Origin of the sequence: Komagataeibacter melomenusus (genome assembly GCF_013155395.1) — a bacterium.
GTDB classification, from domain to species: domain Bacteria; phylum Pseudomonadota; class Alphaproteobacteria; order Acetobacterales; family Acetobacteraceae; genus Komagataeibacter; species Komagataeibacter melomenusus.
In genome coordinates, this window is record NZ_JABJWC010000060.1 from 1 (window position 1) to 15,319 (window position 15,319).

Annotated in this window: 15 protein-coding genes; 5 read left to right on the top strand and 10 right to left on the bottom strand. The window is 64.6% G+C overall.

Features of this window, described 5'->3' with window-relative positions; translation table 11 throughout:
• Both HNW77_RS17550 and gltX read left to right on the top strand, forming a co-directional pair.
• Window positions 1-197: hypothetical protein (locus HNW77_RS17550; protein ID WP_206677829.1), on the top strand; the 197-nt coding region annotated here is incomplete at its 5' end.
• An 18-nt stretch (window positions 198-215) separates the two neighbouring features.
• Complete coding sequence (gltX, locus tag HNW77_RS15530) at window positions 216-1,553, top strand: glutamate--tRNA ligase (RefSeq protein WP_172158867.1); 1,338 nt, start codon at window positions 216-218, stop codon at window positions 1,551-1,553.
• A gap of 122 nt (window positions 1,554-1,675) precedes the next feature.
• Here the strand turns inward: gltX and HNW77_RS15535 are convergent, their stop codons facing one another.
• The 4 genes from HNW77_RS15535 to rpsD form a co-directional block, all read right to left on the bottom strand.
• Window positions 1,676-2,458 carry an RNA methyltransferase gene (locus HNW77_RS15535; protein ID WP_172158869.1) on the bottom strand — a complete coding sequence of 261 codons (783 nt, stop codon included), beginning with the start codon at window positions 2,456-2,458 and terminating at the stop codon, window positions 1,676-1,678.
• Entirely contained in the window at window positions 2,455-3,819 is a 1,365-nt protein-coding gene (cysS, locus tag HNW77_RS15540) for a cysteine--tRNA ligase (RefSeq protein WP_172158870.1), read from the bottom strand. The genes HNW77_RS15535 and cysS overlap by 4 nt, the downstream gene beginning before the upstream one ends.
• Before the next feature lie 65 nt (window positions 3,820-3,884).
• Window positions 3,885-5,447 (bottom strand): peptide chain release factor 3, encoded by a 1,563-nt coding sequence (locus HNW77_RS15545; protein WP_172158872.1) that lies wholly within the window; start codon window positions 5,445-5,447, stop codon window positions 3,885-3,887.
• Window positions 5,448-5,565: 118 nt separating this feature from the next.
• Complete coding sequence (gene rpsD, locus HNW77_RS15550; protein WP_172158878.1) at window positions 5,566-6,183, bottom strand: 30S ribosomal protein S4; 618 nt, start codon at window positions 6,181-6,183, stop codon at window positions 5,566-5,568.
• Window positions 6,184-6,493: 310 nt separating this feature from the next.
• Between rpsD and HNW77_RS15555 the strand changes: the two genes are divergently transcribed.
• Window positions 6,494-7,042, top strand: coding sequence for an HdeD family acid-resistance protein (locus tag HNW77_RS15555; protein WP_172158880.1), 549 nt, complete (start codon window positions 6,494-6,496; stop codon window positions 7,040-7,042).
• Here the strand turns inward: HNW77_RS15555 and HNW77_RS15560 are convergent.
• Window positions 7,021-7,794, bottom strand: coding sequence for an NADPH-dependent F420 reductase (locus tag HNW77_RS15560; RefSeq protein ID WP_172158881.1), 774 nt, complete (start codon window positions 7,792-7,794; stop codon window positions 7,021-7,023). The genes HNW77_RS15555 and HNW77_RS15560 overlap by 22 nt on opposite strands.
• Before the next feature lie 122 nt (window positions 7,795-7,916).
• On the opposite strand from HNW77_RS15560, the gene HNW77_RS15565 reads away from it, so the two are divergent.
• Window positions 7,917-8,264 carry a hypothetical protein gene (locus tag HNW77_RS15565; protein ID WP_172158883.1) on the top strand — a complete coding sequence of 116 codons (348 nt, stop codon included), beginning with the start codon at window positions 7,917-7,919 and terminating at the stop codon, window positions 8,262-8,264.
• Window positions 8,265-8,275: 11 nt separating this feature from the next.
• Here HNW77_RS15565 and HNW77_RS15570 read toward each other — a convergent pair whose 3' ends face one another.
• From HNW77_RS15570 to alaS, 3 genes are all read right to left on the bottom strand, one after another.
• Window positions 8,276-9,205 carry an endonuclease/exonuclease/phosphatase family protein gene (locus tag HNW77_RS15570; protein WP_172158884.1) on the bottom strand — a complete coding sequence of 310 codons (930 nt, stop codon included), beginning with the start codon at window positions 9,203-9,205 and terminating at the stop codon, window positions 8,276-8,278.
• The gene (locus tag HNW77_RS15575) at window positions 9,147-9,836 is read right to left on the bottom strand and encodes a carbonic anhydrase (RefSeq protein WP_172158886.1); all 690 of its coding nucleotides are present in this window, start codon (window positions 9,834-9,836) and stop codon (window positions 9,147-9,149) included. The genes HNW77_RS15570 and HNW77_RS15575 overlap by 59 nt, the downstream gene beginning before the upstream one ends.
• Window positions 9,837-10,130: 294 nt before the next feature.
• Window positions 10,131-12,782, bottom strand: coding sequence for an alanine--tRNA ligase (alaS, locus tag HNW77_RS15580; protein WP_172158888.1), 2,652 nt, complete (start codon window positions 12,780-12,782; stop codon window positions 10,131-10,133).
• A 155-nt stretch (window positions 12,783-12,937) separates the two neighbouring features.
• Between alaS and tenA the strand changes: the two genes are divergently transcribed.
• Window positions 12,938-13,642, top strand: a complete 705-nt coding sequence (gene tenA / locus HNW77_RS15585; RefSeq protein ID WP_172158889.1) for a thiaminase II — start codon at window positions 12,938-12,940, stop codon at window positions 13,640-13,642.
• Here tenA and HNW77_RS15590 read toward each other — a convergent pair.
• Window positions 13,564-14,124, bottom strand: a complete 561-nt coding sequence (locus HNW77_RS15590) for a GtrA family protein (RefSeq protein WP_172158893.1) — start codon at window positions 14,122-14,124, stop codon at window positions 13,564-13,566. The two genes, tenA and HNW77_RS15590, sit on opposite strands and share 79 nt — an antisense overlap.
• A 118-nt stretch (window positions 14,125-14,242) precedes the next feature.
• Window positions 14,243-15,319 (bottom strand): OmpA family protein (locus tag HNW77_RS15595; protein WP_241694521.1); only part of this gene is annotated, 1,077 nt, incomplete at its 5' end.

Consider the following 15,319-nt stretch of genomic DNA (forward strand, 5'->3'; position numbering starts at 1 on the left):
TTGCCAAGGCACAGCGGTTCCATTTTCGCCCATTGGGCATCCGTCAATATCAAGCGATCCATATGCAGTTTAAAGCACATCAGGGACCTTGTGAAAAATCAATTCCAAACAGACCCCAAAAAGCTTCAGGGAACGCCGCCTTTTTGAAAAAAGGCACCACCCGTTCATGCATGTGTTCTCTGGCGCTCGGGGCATAATCGCCGCATATAAGGGGCATGAAACTCCGTTTTGCGCCTAGCCCGACCGGGCTGATCCATGTTGGCAATGCGCGTCAGGCCATTGCCAATGCCCTGTTCGCCCGCCGCCACAAGGCCCGTTTCCTGCTGCGGATTGATGATACCGATCGCGCGCGCTCGAAAGAGGAATACGTGCAGGCCCTGTGCGATGACCTGCGCTGGCTGGGCATCGGGTGGGATGAATTCGTGCGCCAGTCCGACCGGCTTGACCGCTACGCGCTGGCCATCGAGGCCCTCAAGGCCAGCGGGCGGCTATACCCGTGCTTCGAGAGCGAGCAGGAACTGGCTGCAAAGCGCGAGGCGCGCATCCGCATGCGCAAGCCCCCGGTCTATGACCGCGCGATGCTGCGCATGACGCCCGCGCAGCGCGCGCAGGCCGAGGCCAATGGCAAGGTGCCGTACTGGCGCTTCAAGCTGTCTGATCACCGCACGGTGGAATGGAACGACCTTGTCATGGGGGCCTGCCGGGTCAAGCTGCCCGCCATTTCCGACCCCGTGCTGGTGCGCGCCGATGGCACGGTGCTGTACACGCTGGCCTCGGTGGTGGATGACATGGAACTGGGCATCACCCACATCATCCGTGGCGAGGATCATGTGACCAATACCGGCGTGCAGATCGACATTGCCGAGGCGCTGGGGGCCAAGCGCAACCGCTTCACCTTCGCGCACCTGCCGCTTCTGCTCGATGAGGGTGGGGGCAAGCTGTCCAAGCGCTTTGATGGGCTGTCGATTCGCGCCCTGCGGCAGGACGGGGTCGAGCCTTCGGCCATCGTCTCCTACCTGGCCCGGCTGGGCAGCGCGGATGACCCGGCGCCGCTCCCGTTCGATGAACTGGCCAGGACCTATGATCTTGCCCGTGTTTCACGCTCGGCGGCGCGGTTCGACATGCGGCAGTTGCTGGGGCTGAACCGGCGCATCATGCACGCCATGCCGTTTGAGGAAATCCGCGCCCGCCTGCCTGAAGGGGCGACCGAAGCCTTCTGGCTGGCCGTGCGCGGCAATGTGGACATGGCAGGTGAACTGCGCCACTGGTGGGATGTGGTGGCAGGCGACATCGTGCCGCCCGTGATCGAGGAGGCGGACCGCCCCTTCCTGCTGCACGCACTCGAGTCGCTACCTGCCGAACCGTGGGATGAAACCACATGGAAGACCTGGACCGCCGCAGTGAAAGAGGGCACGGGCCGCACGGGGCGCGCCCTGTTCCACCCCCTGCGCCTGGCGCTGACGGGTGAAGACAGCGGGCCGGAAATGCGCGACCTGCTGCCCCTGATGGGCCGCGCCCGCGTGGCCGACCGGCTCCAGATCGCCGCACGCTGATACGAAAAAGGCCCGGCTGCGCACCGGGCCTTTATGTAGAAGAAGTTTTTGGTGAAGCTTTTTCCAAAAAGCTTCGAAAGACGCCGCCTTCCTGAAAAAAAGGCGGCACGCCAGAACTTCTATTATTTGCCGCCCTGCCGTGCCTTGCGCCCGCGTGAAAGCTCGGTCACCACACCATGCAGCGTGCGCAGTTCCTGCTCGGTCACCTCGCCGCGCAGGAAGAAGTGCCGCAGGTTGCGCACCATGCCCGCCCGCTTCTGCTCATTGCGCAGGAAGCCGCATTCATCCAGATCGCCAATCAGGTGGCGCATGAAGTTGTCGAGTTCGCCCCGGGTGGCCACATGCGTCTCGTTGGTCATGAGCGCGCGCGGCGGGGTGTCATCCTTCGCCATCCACCACTCATAGGCCATGATCATCACCGCCTGCGCCAGATTGAGCGACATGAAGGCGGGGTTGAGCGGGTAGCGGATCAGGGCATCGGCGCGGGCCATGTCCTCGTTATCCAGCCCCGCGCGCTCGGGGCCGAACATCAGCCCCACCTTCAGGCCGCGATCGGTCATCTCGCGCAGTTCGGCAGCGCCCCCGCGTGCGGTCAGCACGGGCTTGACGATATGGCGCGGGCGCGGGCAGGTGGCGAATACGTGGTGCAGGTCGGCCACCGCGTCATCCACGGTTTCAAACACCTGAGCGGATTCGAGAATGCGGTCGGCCCCCGAGGCGCTGCGCCACGCGCGTTCGAGCGGCCAGCCATCACGCGGGGCGACGAGACGCATGTGGAACAGCCCGCCATTGGCCATGGCGCGCGCGGTGGTGCCGATATTCTCGGCCATCTGGGGCCGGACAAGGATCACGACCGGGCTGTTGCCAATGGGGCCGATATCTGCCCCGCCATCACGGCCGGTCATGCCTGCCTCCATGTCGTGCCCTGCGGGCCATCTTCAAGCACGATGCCCTGTGCCGCGAGATCATTGCGGATCTGGTCGGCGCGGGCGAAGTCACGCGCCTTGCGCGCGGCCAGCCGTTCGGCAATCAGCCGCTCGATTTCAGCCGGGTCGACCTTCGCGCCACTGCGGAACCATGCCTCGGGCGTGTCATGCAGCAGGCCAATCAGGTTGCCCGCTGCCTTGAGTTGGGCCGCGGCCATGCTGTCGCCTGCCACGGCCTTGTCAGCCAGCGCGTGCATCTCGGCCAGTGCGCGGGGGGTGTTCAGGTCATCGCACAGCACGGCAACCACGCTTTCAGGCGGCGCGACAGTGTCCTGCGCGGGATCAAGGGCCTCGAGCGCGCGATAGAAGCGGTCAAGCATCTGCTTGGCTTCGTCCAGCCCTTCGCGTGTGAAGTTCAGCACCGAGCGGTACTGCGCGCGCAGCAGCAGAAGGCGCAGGGCCTCGGCGGGCGTATCACGCAGCACGTCGCGCACGGTCAGGAAGTTGCCGAGCGATTTCGACATCTTCTCCCCGTTCACCAGCAGCATGGCGTTATGCACCCAGTGATTGGCAAAATGCCCGTGCGGGTGGCAGCACATGCTCTGCGCGCGCTCGTTCTCGTGGTGCGGGAACAGCAGGTCGGACCCGCCGCCATGGATATCGAAGCTCTCGCCCAGGTAGCGGTGCGACATGGCCGAGCACTCGATATGCCAACCCGGACGGCCCCGGCCCCATGGGCTGTCCCAGCCCGGTGTTTCGGCGTCTGACGGCTTCCACAGCACGAAGTCGCCCGCATTGCGCTTGTAGGGCGCCACTTCCACCCGTGCGCCAGCGATCAGGTCATCGGGGCTGCGGCCCGACAGCGCGCCGTAGGAGGCGTAGGTGTCAACGGCAAACAGCACATGGCCCGCGGCCTCATAGGCATGGCCGCTTTCGATCAGGCGGGCGATCATGTCCTGCATCTCGCCAATATGGTGCGTGGCGCGGGGCTCGATATCGGGCGGCAGGATGCTGACGGCGGCCAGATCCTCATGGAAATCATGGATCGTGCGCGCGGTCAGCTCGGCAATCGACTCATGATTGGCCTGGGCGCGGGCGTTGATCTTGTCATCCACGTCGGTGATGTTGCGCACGTAGGTCACGCGCGGGTACAGGTGGCGCAGCAGGCGCACCAGCACATCGGCGGTCAGCATGGCGCGCAGGTTGCCGATATGCGCCAGGTCATAGACCGTGGGGCCGCAGTAATAGACCCGCACGTTATCGGGGGCCAGCGGCGTGAAGGGAACGGTGCTGCGTGTCCTGCTATCGTGCAGATGCAGGCGGGGCTGTGTGTCGGACATGATGCGCCTAGATGGGGCAGACAGGCAGGGATAGGCAAGACCCCATCGGGGCCCTGCCCGCGCGGTCAGCCGATTTCCTGGCCGATCTGCTTGATGTCATGGAACGTAAGCTCCGGGTTGCCTTCCGCCGTGCGCCGCATCATGAACGCGGATGAGGCGAGGAAGACCGGGTCGCCATCAATATCATCCGCCATGGCCGTGCGGTTGGCCATGCAGAAGGCATCGAGTTTCTCACGCGGGCCGGTGACCCAGCGGGCGAGGTTATAGGGCGTCGACTCGAAGCCGATGGCCACCCCGTATTCGCCCTTCAGGCGCGATTGCAGCACGTCAAGCTGGAGCGTACCCACCACGCCCACGATGGGGGGCGCGCCATCTTGCGGGCGGAAGAGCTGGACCACGCCTTCCTCGGCCAGTTCGGTCAGGGCCTGGCGCAGCTTCTTGGCCTTCATCGCATCATCAAGCCGCACGCGGCGCAGGATTTCGGGTGCGAAATAGGGCACGCCGGTAAAGCGCAGGTCTTCGCCCTCGGTCAGCGTATCGCCAATGCGCAGCGTGCCGTGGTTGGGAATGCCCACCACGTCGCCCGCAAAGGCTTCCTCGGCCAGTTGCCGGTCACGGGCGAAGAAGAACTGCGGCGTGTGCAGCGCGAACTGCTTGCCAATGCGCACATGCTTGAGCCGCATGCCACGCTGCAGCTTGCCCGAGCAGATGCGGGCAAAGGCCATGCGGTCGCGGTGGTTGGGGTCCATGTTGGCCTGGATCTTGAACACCAGCGCGGTGAGTGCCGGTTCATCGGCGCGCACGTTGCGCGTCTCGGTGGCCTGGTCGCGCGGGGGCGGGCCGAAGGCGGCCAGCGCGTCGAGCAGGTCGGTCACGCCGATTTCCTTCATCGCACTCCCGAAGAACACCGGCGTCAGGTGGCCTGCATTGAAGCTTTCGAGGTCGAATTCCGGCAAGGCCGCCTCGACCAGTTCCAGTTCCTCGCCAAGCTGGACCATGCGCGGGTCGCTTTGGTCCAGTTCCTCGGTCACATGCAGTTCGCGGCTGCGGATGTCGTAGGTGCCGACAAATTTGGCGGCACGGCCCACCGGCCATGTGGCGGGCGAGACATCAAGGGCGAGCGAGGACGAGATCTCATCAAGCAGGGCGAACGGGTCCTGCGATTCGCGGTCCATCTTGTTGATGAAGGTGACGATGGGAATATCGCGCAGGCGGCAGATCTCGAACAGCTTGCGCGTGCGGGCCTCGATGCCCTTGGCGGCGTCGATCACCATCACGGCGGCATCCACCGCTGTCAGCGTGCGGTAGGTATCTTCCGAGAAGTCTTCATGGCCCGGCGTGTCGAGCAGGTTGAAGATGCAGCCGCCATATTCAAACGTCATGACCGAGGTCACGACCGAAATGCCACGGTCGCGCTCGATTCCCATCCAGTCCGAGCGCGTGCGCCGCCGCTCGCCCTTGGCCCGTACGTTGCCCGCCATCTGGATCGCGCCGCCCGCGCGCAGGATGCGCTCGGTCAGCGTGGTCTTGCCCGCATCAGGGTGCGAGATGATGGCGAATGTGCGCCTGCGGGTAATCTCGGCGGCAAGCGGGGTTTCGGCGGCGGTGGCGGTCACGGTCTTGTCCATTCCTGCGGCTGGCCTGGCGGAAGGGAGGCGGAAGCGGGCAGGGGCCAGAAACGCGGACGCCGGACGCAGGGAAAAATCCCCACGCCCGGCGTCACGCCTGCCCGGTTCCGGGACTTGATCAGCGAGAGTAGAATTCGATGACCAGGTTCGGTTCCATCTGCACCGGATAGGGCACATCCGACAGCTTGGGGCTGCGCAGGAACGTGCCCTTCATCTGGCGGTGGTCCACTTCCATGTATTCCGGCACGTCACGCTCGCCGCTCTGGGCGGCATCAAGCACGATGGCGAGCTGCTTGGACTTCTCGCGCACTTCGATCACGTCGCCATCACGCACCAGGAAGGAGGGGATGTTGACCTTGCGGCCATTGACCGTGATGTGGCCGTGGCTGATGAACTGACGCGCGGCGAACGGGGTGATCGCGAACTTCAGGCGGTACACCACCGCATCCAGACGGCGCTCGAGCAGGTCGATCAGGTTCTCCGAGGTATCACCCTTGCGGCGCACGGCCTCATCGTAATACTTGCGGAACTGCTTCTCGCCGATGTTGCCGTAGTAGCCCTTGAGCTTCTGCTTGGCCATCAGCTGCACGGAGAAGTCAGAGGGCTTCTGCTTGCGGCGCTGGCCGTGCTGGCCGGGGCCATACTCGCGCTTGTTGACCGGCGACTTGGCGCGGCCCCACAGGTTTACGCCAAGGCGGCGGTTGATTTTATACTTGCTCTCAAGGCGCTTGCTCATGGTGCGCTCTCTTTTCTCTTCAATCTGCACGGCCCCTGGCATGTGCCCTGGGCCATGGTGTGGCACCGGTAGGCCCTGTTCCCCATGAACAGGGCGGGCGCGATCCGTATTACTGGCGCCGGGGAGCAATCACCCATGGGCACCAGCCGTATCGTCCACGTTCCCGGCAGTCGGGCGCGTATAGAAGTACCGGGGGGTGCGTGTCAATCATTGCCATAAAGCCTGTATCGCACCGGGGGCGTGGCCTGTTATGAAACGGGCAGCATGCGGATGAACCACATCCATCAGCAAACAGGGGGAACTTCAGTCAATGGATACGTCACTTACGCAGCGCTGGCCGTTCTTTGTGGGCGTGGGCGCGATCTTGTTCGGCCTTGGCATCATGGCATGGGTGGATGCGCTGGCCGTGTCACTGGCCAGCACCATCCTGTTTGGCGTGCTCCTGTTCGTGGCGGGCACGGTGCAGCTTGTGCATGCCTTCGTGGTGCGCGACTGGAGCGGGCGGCTCATGTCGATTGCGGGCGGCGCGCTCTATATCCTGGCGGGCACGATGATGATGGAGGAGCCGAGCACCGGCTCCATGGTCATCACCCTCTTCATTTCCGCCTGCCTGGTGGTGTCGGGCATTGCGCGCATCATCATGGCGTTCCAGCAGCGCGGGCTGCAGGGGTGGTGGTTCATCCTGCTTGGCGGGCTGATCAGCCTGCTGGTGGGGGTGTGCCTGTACGTAACCCTGCCGTGGTCGGGGCTGTGGCTGATCGGTACGTTCATTGCCGTTGAACTGATTGCAGCCGGCATTGGCTGGGTGCAGTTCGGCTTCGCGCTGCGGCAGGCGAATTACATCCCGCCCGCGAACTGAGTGGCAAGCGTGCGGTCAACGGGGTTGTTGGCCGTAACACCAAGCAGGTGGCGCAGGTCGGTGGCGTTCATCTGCGCCTCGAACGCGGGGCCGCCGGGCTGGAACAGCTTTGCCGTTGAAAGCGGCCCCGCCATCACCGGGTCAAACCCTGCGTCATGGATCAGCCAGCCCGCCACGTACAGCGCCTGCACCACGTCGCCCGCCATGGGCAGGGCCAGGCGCGGCGGCGGGCGCCAGGTCTGGGCGGCGAGCGTGGTCATGTCCTCGGAATTGAAGGCCCGCACCACGGATGCGGCAGGGAACAGCGACTGCGTGGTCAGCCCGGCCCCGTTGCGCAGCGCCAGCCGCCCGATCTTGCCATCGCGCCAGCCATAGGGGTTGGTGACGTCAATCAGCGGCTTCGAGCCTACGATGGAACCAATGGTGTGGCCAAGCTGGGGCAGGGCGCCATAGGGCACGGCCAGCACCACGGCATCGCCAAACTTCGCGGCCTCCTGCACCGTGCCCGCGCGGGCGAGGGGGTAGAATTCCGCAGCCCGCTTTTCCGCCTCTTTGTGATCGAGTGCGCTGAACATGACCTGATGGCCTGCCCGCGTCCATAACCGCCCCAGCGTGGTGCCGACATGCCCCGCCCCGATCATGCCGATGCGCAGCGGCCTGCCCGCATGGGCCATGCCGGGCAGCGCCAGGGGCAACAGGCTGGCGGCAAGGGCTGCGAGGCATTCCCGGCGGGTCGGTTTCAGGGCTGGCATGCATCTCTCCTGTTCATGGGGCCTGTGGCAGTATGGCACGGGATGTCCTATCCTGCGCCCTGGTTATCGTGCCGGGCTGTCCTATATGGCATAGACTTGGCCAAAGCAGGAGTACAGCGTCAATGACCGATACCCCCGATCAGGATCCGGCCGTGGTGGCGCAGTCCGCTGTGCCCGTAGGGGTGGAACATCCGGTTGAGGCCCTGCATGAAGCCGTGCAGGAAGATGAAGCGGCCATGGCCGCGAGCACGGATCCCGATCCCGGCCCCGTGCCCGAGGCCCAGACGCAGGTCGTCGCCACCCCCGATGATGCCGTGGCCACCACGCAGGCCGCGGTCGATGCGGCGGCGGCGCCCCCGTTCATGCCCTATAAGGAACTGTTCCAGCTCATGGGGGCGGTGGTGTTCGTGATGATCGTGGTGATGGTGGGGTGGAGCGCCCTGTATGCCTCGGGCATCTGGCCGGAATAAGGGCTGCCCCTTCAGGGGAGGGCAAGCCGCGCCGAGACCGGGCAGTGATCGGACAGGTGGGCGCTGCCGTCCTGCGCCCGGTCACGATAGAGCATCACGCGCAGGCTGCCCGGCTGCAGCCAGTCGCGCGCGGCACCGCCCATGATGATGTGGTCAATGAAATAGGTTCCCGCCCCGCACGGGCTGGCATGCCCTGCCGTGGCCAGGGTGAGGGGACCGTTTTCGCCCAGAATGCGCAGCATCGGGTCATCGGGGGCGAGCAGGCGGTTGAAATCGCCCAGCACGGCAAAGGCCTCGCCTTCATCCTGCCGCTCCATGATCCAGTCCTGCACCACGGCCATCTGACGGCGCAGGGTAGCGCAGGCGGGCCTGCGGTCGGTAGGGCCGGATTCCCGGCACCCGGCCTTGAGATGCACCACCAGCACGCGCAGGCTGTCAGCCCCCGTGCCGATGGTCAGGTCCAGCCCCGCGCGCAGGTGGCGCGGCGCATCGGCGGCATAGACATCAAGCGCCGTGACATCGGGGTGGCGCATCACGGGCAGGTCGGCCCGCACGGCGGCGGCGACCCGCTGCACCACCGCGTCATCGGTTATGAAAAGATGATAGGCGGGGGCAGGAAACAGCCGGGCGGCAAGGGCCGGGTCATCCACTTCCTCAAGCGCCACGATATCAGGGGCAAGGCGGCTGGCATAATGGGCCAGCCGCGCCAGATCGGTGGGCGTGCGGGGGGTGACATCAGGCGGCAGGGCGGGGTCGCCGTGCGCGCGCGTGGTCAGCCACTCCAGGTTCCAGGTTGAAACCTTCAGGCTGCCAGCCGCCCAGGCGGGGCTGGCAGCCCAGATCACGGCCAGCGCCGCCAGGGCGGCTGGCCATGGCAGGCGGTTATGCCGTGGCGCTGTCGGCCTGCTGGGCGCGCAGCTTGGCAATGGCCTCATCAACATGGATGAAGGTGCGCGACGCCTCATCAAGCACCACCACTTCCCCGCTGGCAATGTCATAGAACCATCCCTGCAACGTCAGGGTGCCGCGTGCAAGCCCTGCCGCCACGGCGGGGTGGGTGCGCAGATGCGCGATCTGGAGCTGCACGTTCTGTTCCGACAGGCTGCGCACGGTGGCGGGGCCGGCATCGGTGGCCTCGAGCACGGCGCGCGCGGCCTCGGCATTGCGCAGCCAGCTTGCCACGGTGGGCATCTTGCTCAGGTTGCTGGCTTCCGGGTCGAGCAGGGCCTTCATCGCGCCGCAGTTGGAATGGCCGCAGACGATGATGTGCGAGACCTTGAGCGCGCTGACCGCGTATTCGATGGCCGATGACACGCCGCCGAGCATCTCGCCATAGGCAGGCACGATATTGCCGATATTGCGCAGCACGAACAGGTCGCCCGGCCGGGTCTGGGTGATCATGCTGGGGTTCACCCGGCTGTCGGCGCAGGCGATGAACAGCGTATCGGGGGACTGGCTCTCGGCAAGGCTGGCGAAGAGGGCGCGGTTCTGGGGAAAGACTTCGGTATTGAAACGCTCAACGCCGTGCAGCAGGTCGATGAGGGTTTCCCGGGCAGTATTGGTATGGGCCATTGTAATATCCTGTCACCTGAATGTCCGGACCGGTGTGAAGTCATGTCCTGTCGTGGCACCAAGGGGCAATGCACCGGTCGGAGGCATGTCCCGCTTCAGCTATATCATGGAAACATCTGGCAGTCTCATTTGTTTCGCTATGAAGTTATACGGAAATACTATGTTATCATAATATAGTTAATGAATATTAACTTTATGCATTGAAGTATTTCTGTCTTGCAGCAAGTGCCGTACAGTACAACGGCGCACCGAGGCGCGCCGTTGCATTGCGTCTGGAAACCCCGGGTTGCCAGATCAGGCCGTGGCGGCCTGCGCCAGGGCAGTGCGGACGGCCTCAAGAGCGGCATCGGCCTTGCTGATGTCAGGACCGCCTGCCTGCGCCATGTCGCGCCGGCCGCCGCCGCCCTTGCCATCCATGGCAGCACTTGCCGCGCGCACCAGGGTGACGGCATCGACCTTCTCGGCCAGGTCCGGCGTTGCGGCGACGACGATGCTGCCCTTGCCATCGGCGGTCGAGACGAGGGCGATCACGCCCGAGCCGATTTCCTTGCGCAGCGAATCCGCCAGCGGCTTGAGTTCCTTGGGCGGCAGTTCGCCCACGTTGCGCGCATCAAGCTTGATGCCGCCAATTTCCACAATGGTCGCGGCCGCCTGGCTGCCCGAGGCCAGCTTGCGCTGCAGGTCGGAAATCTGGCGCTCCATTGCCTTGCGCTCTTCCAGCACCACGGCCAGGCGCTCCGGCGCCTCGGCTGCGGGCACGCGCAGCATGGCCGCGATCTGGTTCAGCCGTTCTTCGGTGGCCAGCGTCGCGTTCTGCGCGGCAAGGCCGGTCACGGCCTCGATGCGGCGCACGCCGGATGACACGCCACTTTCTGACGTGATGCGGAACAGCCCGATATCACCCGTGCGGCGCACATGCGTGCCACCGCACAGTTCGATCGACCACCCCGCGCGGCCTTCTTCCGGCCCACCCATGGAAACAACGCGGACCTCATCGCCATATTTCTCGCCAAACAGGGCCATCGCACCCTGCTCGATGGCTTCTTCCGGCGTCATGCTGCGCGTGGTGACATCCGTGTTCTCGCGGATGCGGGCATTCACCTCGGCCTCGATCTCGGCCAGTTCCTCTGGCGTGATGGGGCGGGGCTGGCTGACATCAAAGCGCAGGCGGTCGGGCGCGTTCAGGCTGCCCTTTTGCGTTACATGCGTGCCAAGCCTGCGGCGCAGGGCCTCGTGCAGCAGGTGCGTTGCCGAATGGTGGGCACGGATGGCGCTGCGGCGGGCGTGATCCACCTGAGCGGTCACGGCCATGCCGGGCTTGACCGTGCCTTCGATGACGGTGCCGTAATGCACCAGCAGGTCGCCCAGCTTCTTCTGGGTGTCGGTCACGGCAATGTGCAGGCCGGGGGCCGTGATGGTGCCGGTATCGCCCACCTGGCCGCCACTCTCGCCATAAAACGGGGTCTGGTTGAGCAGCAGGGCCACCTTGGTGCCGGGGTCTGCGGAGTCGACCTGCGCGTTATCCACCACCACGGTCTGCACCTCGGCATCCGAGGTCTCGGTGGTGTAGCCCAGGAACTCGGTGGCGCCGAAGGTGTCACGCGCCTCGAACCACACGGTCTCGGTCGCGCTGTCGCCCGAGCCACTCCAGGCGGCGCGGGCGCGCTTGCGCTGCACGTCCATCGCCTCGTTGAAGCCTTCCACGTCCACGCCGTGGCTGGTGCCGCGCAGGGCATCCTGCGTCAGGTCGAGCGGGAAGCCGAACGTGTCATACAGCTTGAAGGCGACATCGCCGGGCAGGGGCGCGCCATCGCCAAGGCGCCCGGTCTCGTCGGCCAGCAGCGACAGGCCACGGTCGAGCATGGCCTTGAAGCGCAGTTCCTCGCCCTTCATCGTCTCCTCGATCAGGGCGCGGGCGTGGATCAGTTCGGGATAGGCCTCGCCCATCTGCCGGATCAGCGCGGGGACGAGCTTGTAGAAGGTCGGCTCCGTCGTGCCCATCAGGTGCAGGTGGCGCATGGCGCGGCGCATGATGCGGCGCAGCACATAGCCACGCCCATCCTTGGACGGCAGCACGCCATCGGCAATCAGGAACGAGGTCGAGCGCAGGTGGTCGGCCACCACGCGGTGGCTGGCGTTGAACGGGCCATCGGGGTCCTGGCCCGTCACCTCGGCCGAGGCCAGGATCAGCGCGCGGAAGGTGTCGGTATCATAATTGTCGCGCTTGCCCTGCAAGATGGCGGCAAAGCGCTCCAGCCCCAGCCCGGTATCGATCGACGGGCGCGGCAGCGGCGCGCGCGTGCCGGGCGGGTTCTCGAAATACTGCATGAACACGAGGTTCCAGATCTCGGTAAACCGGTCGCCGTCCTCATCCGGCGAGCCGGGCGGGCCGCCAGCCACTTCGGGGCCATGGTCATAGAAGATTTCCGAGCACGGGCCGCAGGGGCCGGTATCGCCCATGCGCCAGAAATTATCGGAGGTGGGAATGCGGATGATCCGGTCATCGGACAGGCCGGCGATCTTGCGCCACAGGCTGGCTGCTTCCTCGTCATCGGCATAGACGGTGGTGAGCAGCTTTTCCTTGGGCAGGCCGAAGGTGCCGGTAACCAGCTTCCAGGCCAGTTCGATGGCTTCCGCCTTGAAATAGTCCCCGAACGAGAAATTACCCATCATCTCGAAGAAGGTATGATGGCGGGCGGTGTAGCCCACATTGTCCAGGTCATTGTGCTTGCCGCCCGCGCGCACGACCTTCTGGGCCGTGGTGGCGCGGGAGTAGGGGCGCGTTTCCTGTCCGGTGAACACGTTCTTGAACTGCACCATACCGGCATTGGTAAAGAGCAGCGTCGGATCGTTATGCGGCACCAGTGACGAGGACGGCACGATCTGATGCCCGTTCCCCGCAAAATAGTCGAGGAAGGTGGCACGAATGTCGTTTGTTGTGGGCATGGCGGGAAACAGACGATCCTGTATTGAAAGATATAGATGTAAAACCGGATTCATTCACCTAGCGCACGTAGCACCAGACCGGAAGTGCCAACATGCGCGTAAACCCCAGATGGCGAATGCGTGACATGCACGCCCCGGCACGGAAAGGACGGAACATGGACGATGAATGGCAGGCCGAGCGCGACTGGCCCCTGTTGACCACGGGGCTTGCAGGCCGCCTGCGGCGTGACTGCATGGCCCGGTGGCTGGGCTTCGTGCGCCATCCCTTCGTGCGTGGCGTGGCGGATGGCACATTGCCACCCGAGGCGTTCCGTCATTTCCTGATCCAGGACTACCTGTACCTCATCCAGTATGCCCGCGCCTGCGCGCTGGCGGTGTACAAGGCCGATACGGTGGCCAGCATGCGCCATGCCGCGGGCCTGATGGCGGGCATACTCGACACCGAACTGGCCATGCATGTGGGGTACTGCCGCCAGTGGGGCATAGAAGAAACCACATTGGAAAGCGCGGAAGAATCGCTCGAATTACTTGCCTATAGCCGCTTTATACTTGACCGCGCCCAGACCGGCGACCTGCTTGACCTGATGGTAACCATGGCACCGTGCCTGATCGGCTATGCGGAAGTAGGCGCGCGGCTGCATGCAAGCCCGTTGACCGTGCGCGAAGGCAATCCGTACTGGTCATGGATCGCGCTGTATGGGGGGGATGAATATACGCAACTGGTGGAGGATGGCATCCGCCAGCTTGATGCGCTGGCCACATCCTATGGGGCGCAGGCGCGTTATCCGACCTTGTTGCGGGCGTTTGCCACGGCAGTGCGGCTCGAGACCGCTTTCTGGGGCACGGGGCGTTCGGGCTGAAAGGGCAGGATCTCGGCTGTTTTGTGCGGTGTGGCGGGGCGTTTGGAATGGAAAACCATTTTACGGCTGATATGGAAGTTCGCCATCATGCCCGCCACTGATCCCGCCGCCAGCGCCAGGAACGGATAGGCCTTGAACACCGGGGATGTGTGGAACAGCATGAACACGCAGCCACGGTTAAGAAAGAAGCCGAGCGAATTACCCGCAAGGAAGCGCAGCCACTGGATGAAGAAATGGTGCTGGTTCCCCGCCTTGCGGAAGGTCCAGAGCCGGTTGATCAGCCAGTTGATCGACGCGGCAATGAAATAGGCGGCGATGGTGGCCGTGGTCAGCCCCACAAAGGGGCGCAGGCCGTAAAGTGTTGCCGTGTCCCAGCCCAACCCCAATATGCCGACAATTCCAAACTTGATGAACTGATGCAGCTTTTCGGAGGGGACTTTGAACACAGGATTATCCTTTTTCCGAGAAAGCGGGTTGGCCATGGGGCAGGAGAAACTCATGTCCAGGCATTGCTCGGTACAGCGTGGCTGTCTGATAGAATAATTGACGCGCCAGAAAAAGAGGAAAGGGAGCGTGAATGCTCCCTTTCCCCAAGCATAATCAGTGCAGGATGATCTCGACGCGACGGTTCTGGGGCTCACGGGTGTCGGGACCGGTGGGCACCAGCGGGTGGGCTTCGCCGTAGCCATGGATGTCGATGGCGTTGGCGGGCACGCCGTCACGGATCAGTTCAGCCTTCACGCTGTCGGCACGGCGCATGGACAGGCCAAGGTTGTACTTCTCACCGCGCGGACCCGGATGGGCGGAGGTGTTGTCGGTGTAGCCGTTGACCTCGATGCGCGTGGTCTGGACGTGGGTGGAAGCCTGTGCGGCTTCGGCCACGATCTCACGCGAGCGGCCGGTCAGGGCTGCGCCGTCCCAGTCGAAGAACACCAGGTAGGTGCGGGCTGCGGTCGGCGCGGGCGGCACGACGGCGGGAGCCGGCGGCGGCGGCGGCGGCGCGTTGTTGAACGCGTAGCGGACACCTACGATGAACTGGTGGTTGAAGCGGTGGTCGAACCGTACGGCCGCGCCGCTATCGGCACGGATGTTGCCCATCCCGAAATCTTCGACCTGGCCAACCATGCGGTATTCGGTGGTCATCTGCAGGCCGGGCACGCCCGGAATGTCATAGGCCGCACCGACGATACCCTGGTAGGCGAAGCTGCCGTTGGTGCCCTTCAGGCTGGAACCGTTGCCGCCCTGATAGCCGCCGCTATAGGCACCCTTCTGCATGTTCTCCCACAGGTAACCGGCACCAACACCGACGAACGGCGTGACGGGCACATCAATGTTGAACAGGCGCTTCAGGTCGATATCATACAGCACGTTGACGAAGCCGCCATAGGAGCGGTCGCTGCCCTTGTCGCCACGGGCCTTGCTGTAGATTTCGGACCAGTTGTAGGCACCTTCAACTTCGGCGCGCAGGCCGTTGCCAAAGCCCCAGCCAACCGAACCGAAGCCCGTCCAGCCATGGCGGTGGCCAAGGCGGCCTTCACCATTGCCGCCTTCGGCTTCAGCATCACGCATGTGCTGGGTCTGGGTCAGGTTGTAGCCGCCGCCGATATCGACATACGGGCCGGTGATGGTCGTGGCCTTGGCTGCGAACGGTGTCGCTGCCAGCAGGCTGGTTGCCAG

What these genes read in the sequence shown, in the direction of transcription:
- HNW77_RS15575 (WP_172158886.1), bottom strand. Translation starts at nt 9,836, where the DNA reads ATGGCCCATACCAATACTGCCCGGGAAACCCTCATCGACCTGCTGCAC.
- tenA (WP_172158889.1), top strand. Translation starts at nt 12,938, where the DNA reads ATGGACGATGAATGGCAGGCCGAGCGCGACTGGCCCCTGTTGACCACG.
- HNW77_RS15535 (WP_172158869.1), bottom strand. Translation starts at nt 2,458, where the DNA reads ATGACCGGCCGTGATGGCGGGGCAGATATCGGCCCCATTGGCAACAGC.
- HNW77_RS15545 (WP_172158872.1), bottom strand. Translation starts at nt 5,447, where the DNA reads ATGGACAAGACCGTGACCGCCACCGCCGCCGAAACCCCGCTTGCCGCC.
- HNW77_RS15560 (WP_172158881.1), bottom strand. Translation starts at nt 7,794, where the DNA reads ATGCCAGCCCTGAAACCGACCCGCCGGGAATGCCTCGCAGCCCTTGCC.
- HNW77_RS15565 (WP_172158883.1), top strand. Translation starts at nt 7,917, where the DNA reads ATGACCGATACCCCCGATCAGGATCCGGCCGTGGTGGCGCAGTCCGCT.
- HNW77_RS15555 (WP_172158880.1), top strand. Translation starts at nt 6,494, where the DNA reads ATGGATACGTCACTTACGCAGCGCTGGCCGTTCTTTGTGGGCGTGGGC.
- rpsD (WP_172158878.1), bottom strand. Translation starts at nt 6,183, where the DNA reads ATGAGCAAGCGCCTTGAGAGCAAGTATAAAATCAACCGCCGCCTTGGC.
- cysS (WP_172158870.1), bottom strand. Translation starts at nt 3,819, where the DNA reads ATGTCCGACACACAGCCCCGCCTGCATCTGCACGATAGCAGGACACGC.
- alaS (WP_172158888.1), bottom strand. Translation starts at nt 12,782, where the DNA reads ATGCCCACAACAAACGACATTCGTGCCACCTTCCTCGACTATTTTGCG.
- HNW77_RS15570 (WP_172158884.1), bottom strand. Translation starts at nt 9,205, where the DNA reads ATGTTGATGAGGCCATTGCCAAGCTGCGCGCCCAGCAGGCCGACAGCG.
- gltX (WP_172158867.1), top strand. Translation starts at nt 216, where the DNA reads ATGAAACTCCGTTTTGCGCCTAGCCCGACCGGGCTGATCCATGTTGGC.
- HNW77_RS15590 (WP_172158893.1), bottom strand. Translation starts at nt 14,124, where the DNA reads ATGGCCAACCCGCTTTCTCGGAAAAAGGATAATCCTGTGTTCAAAGTC.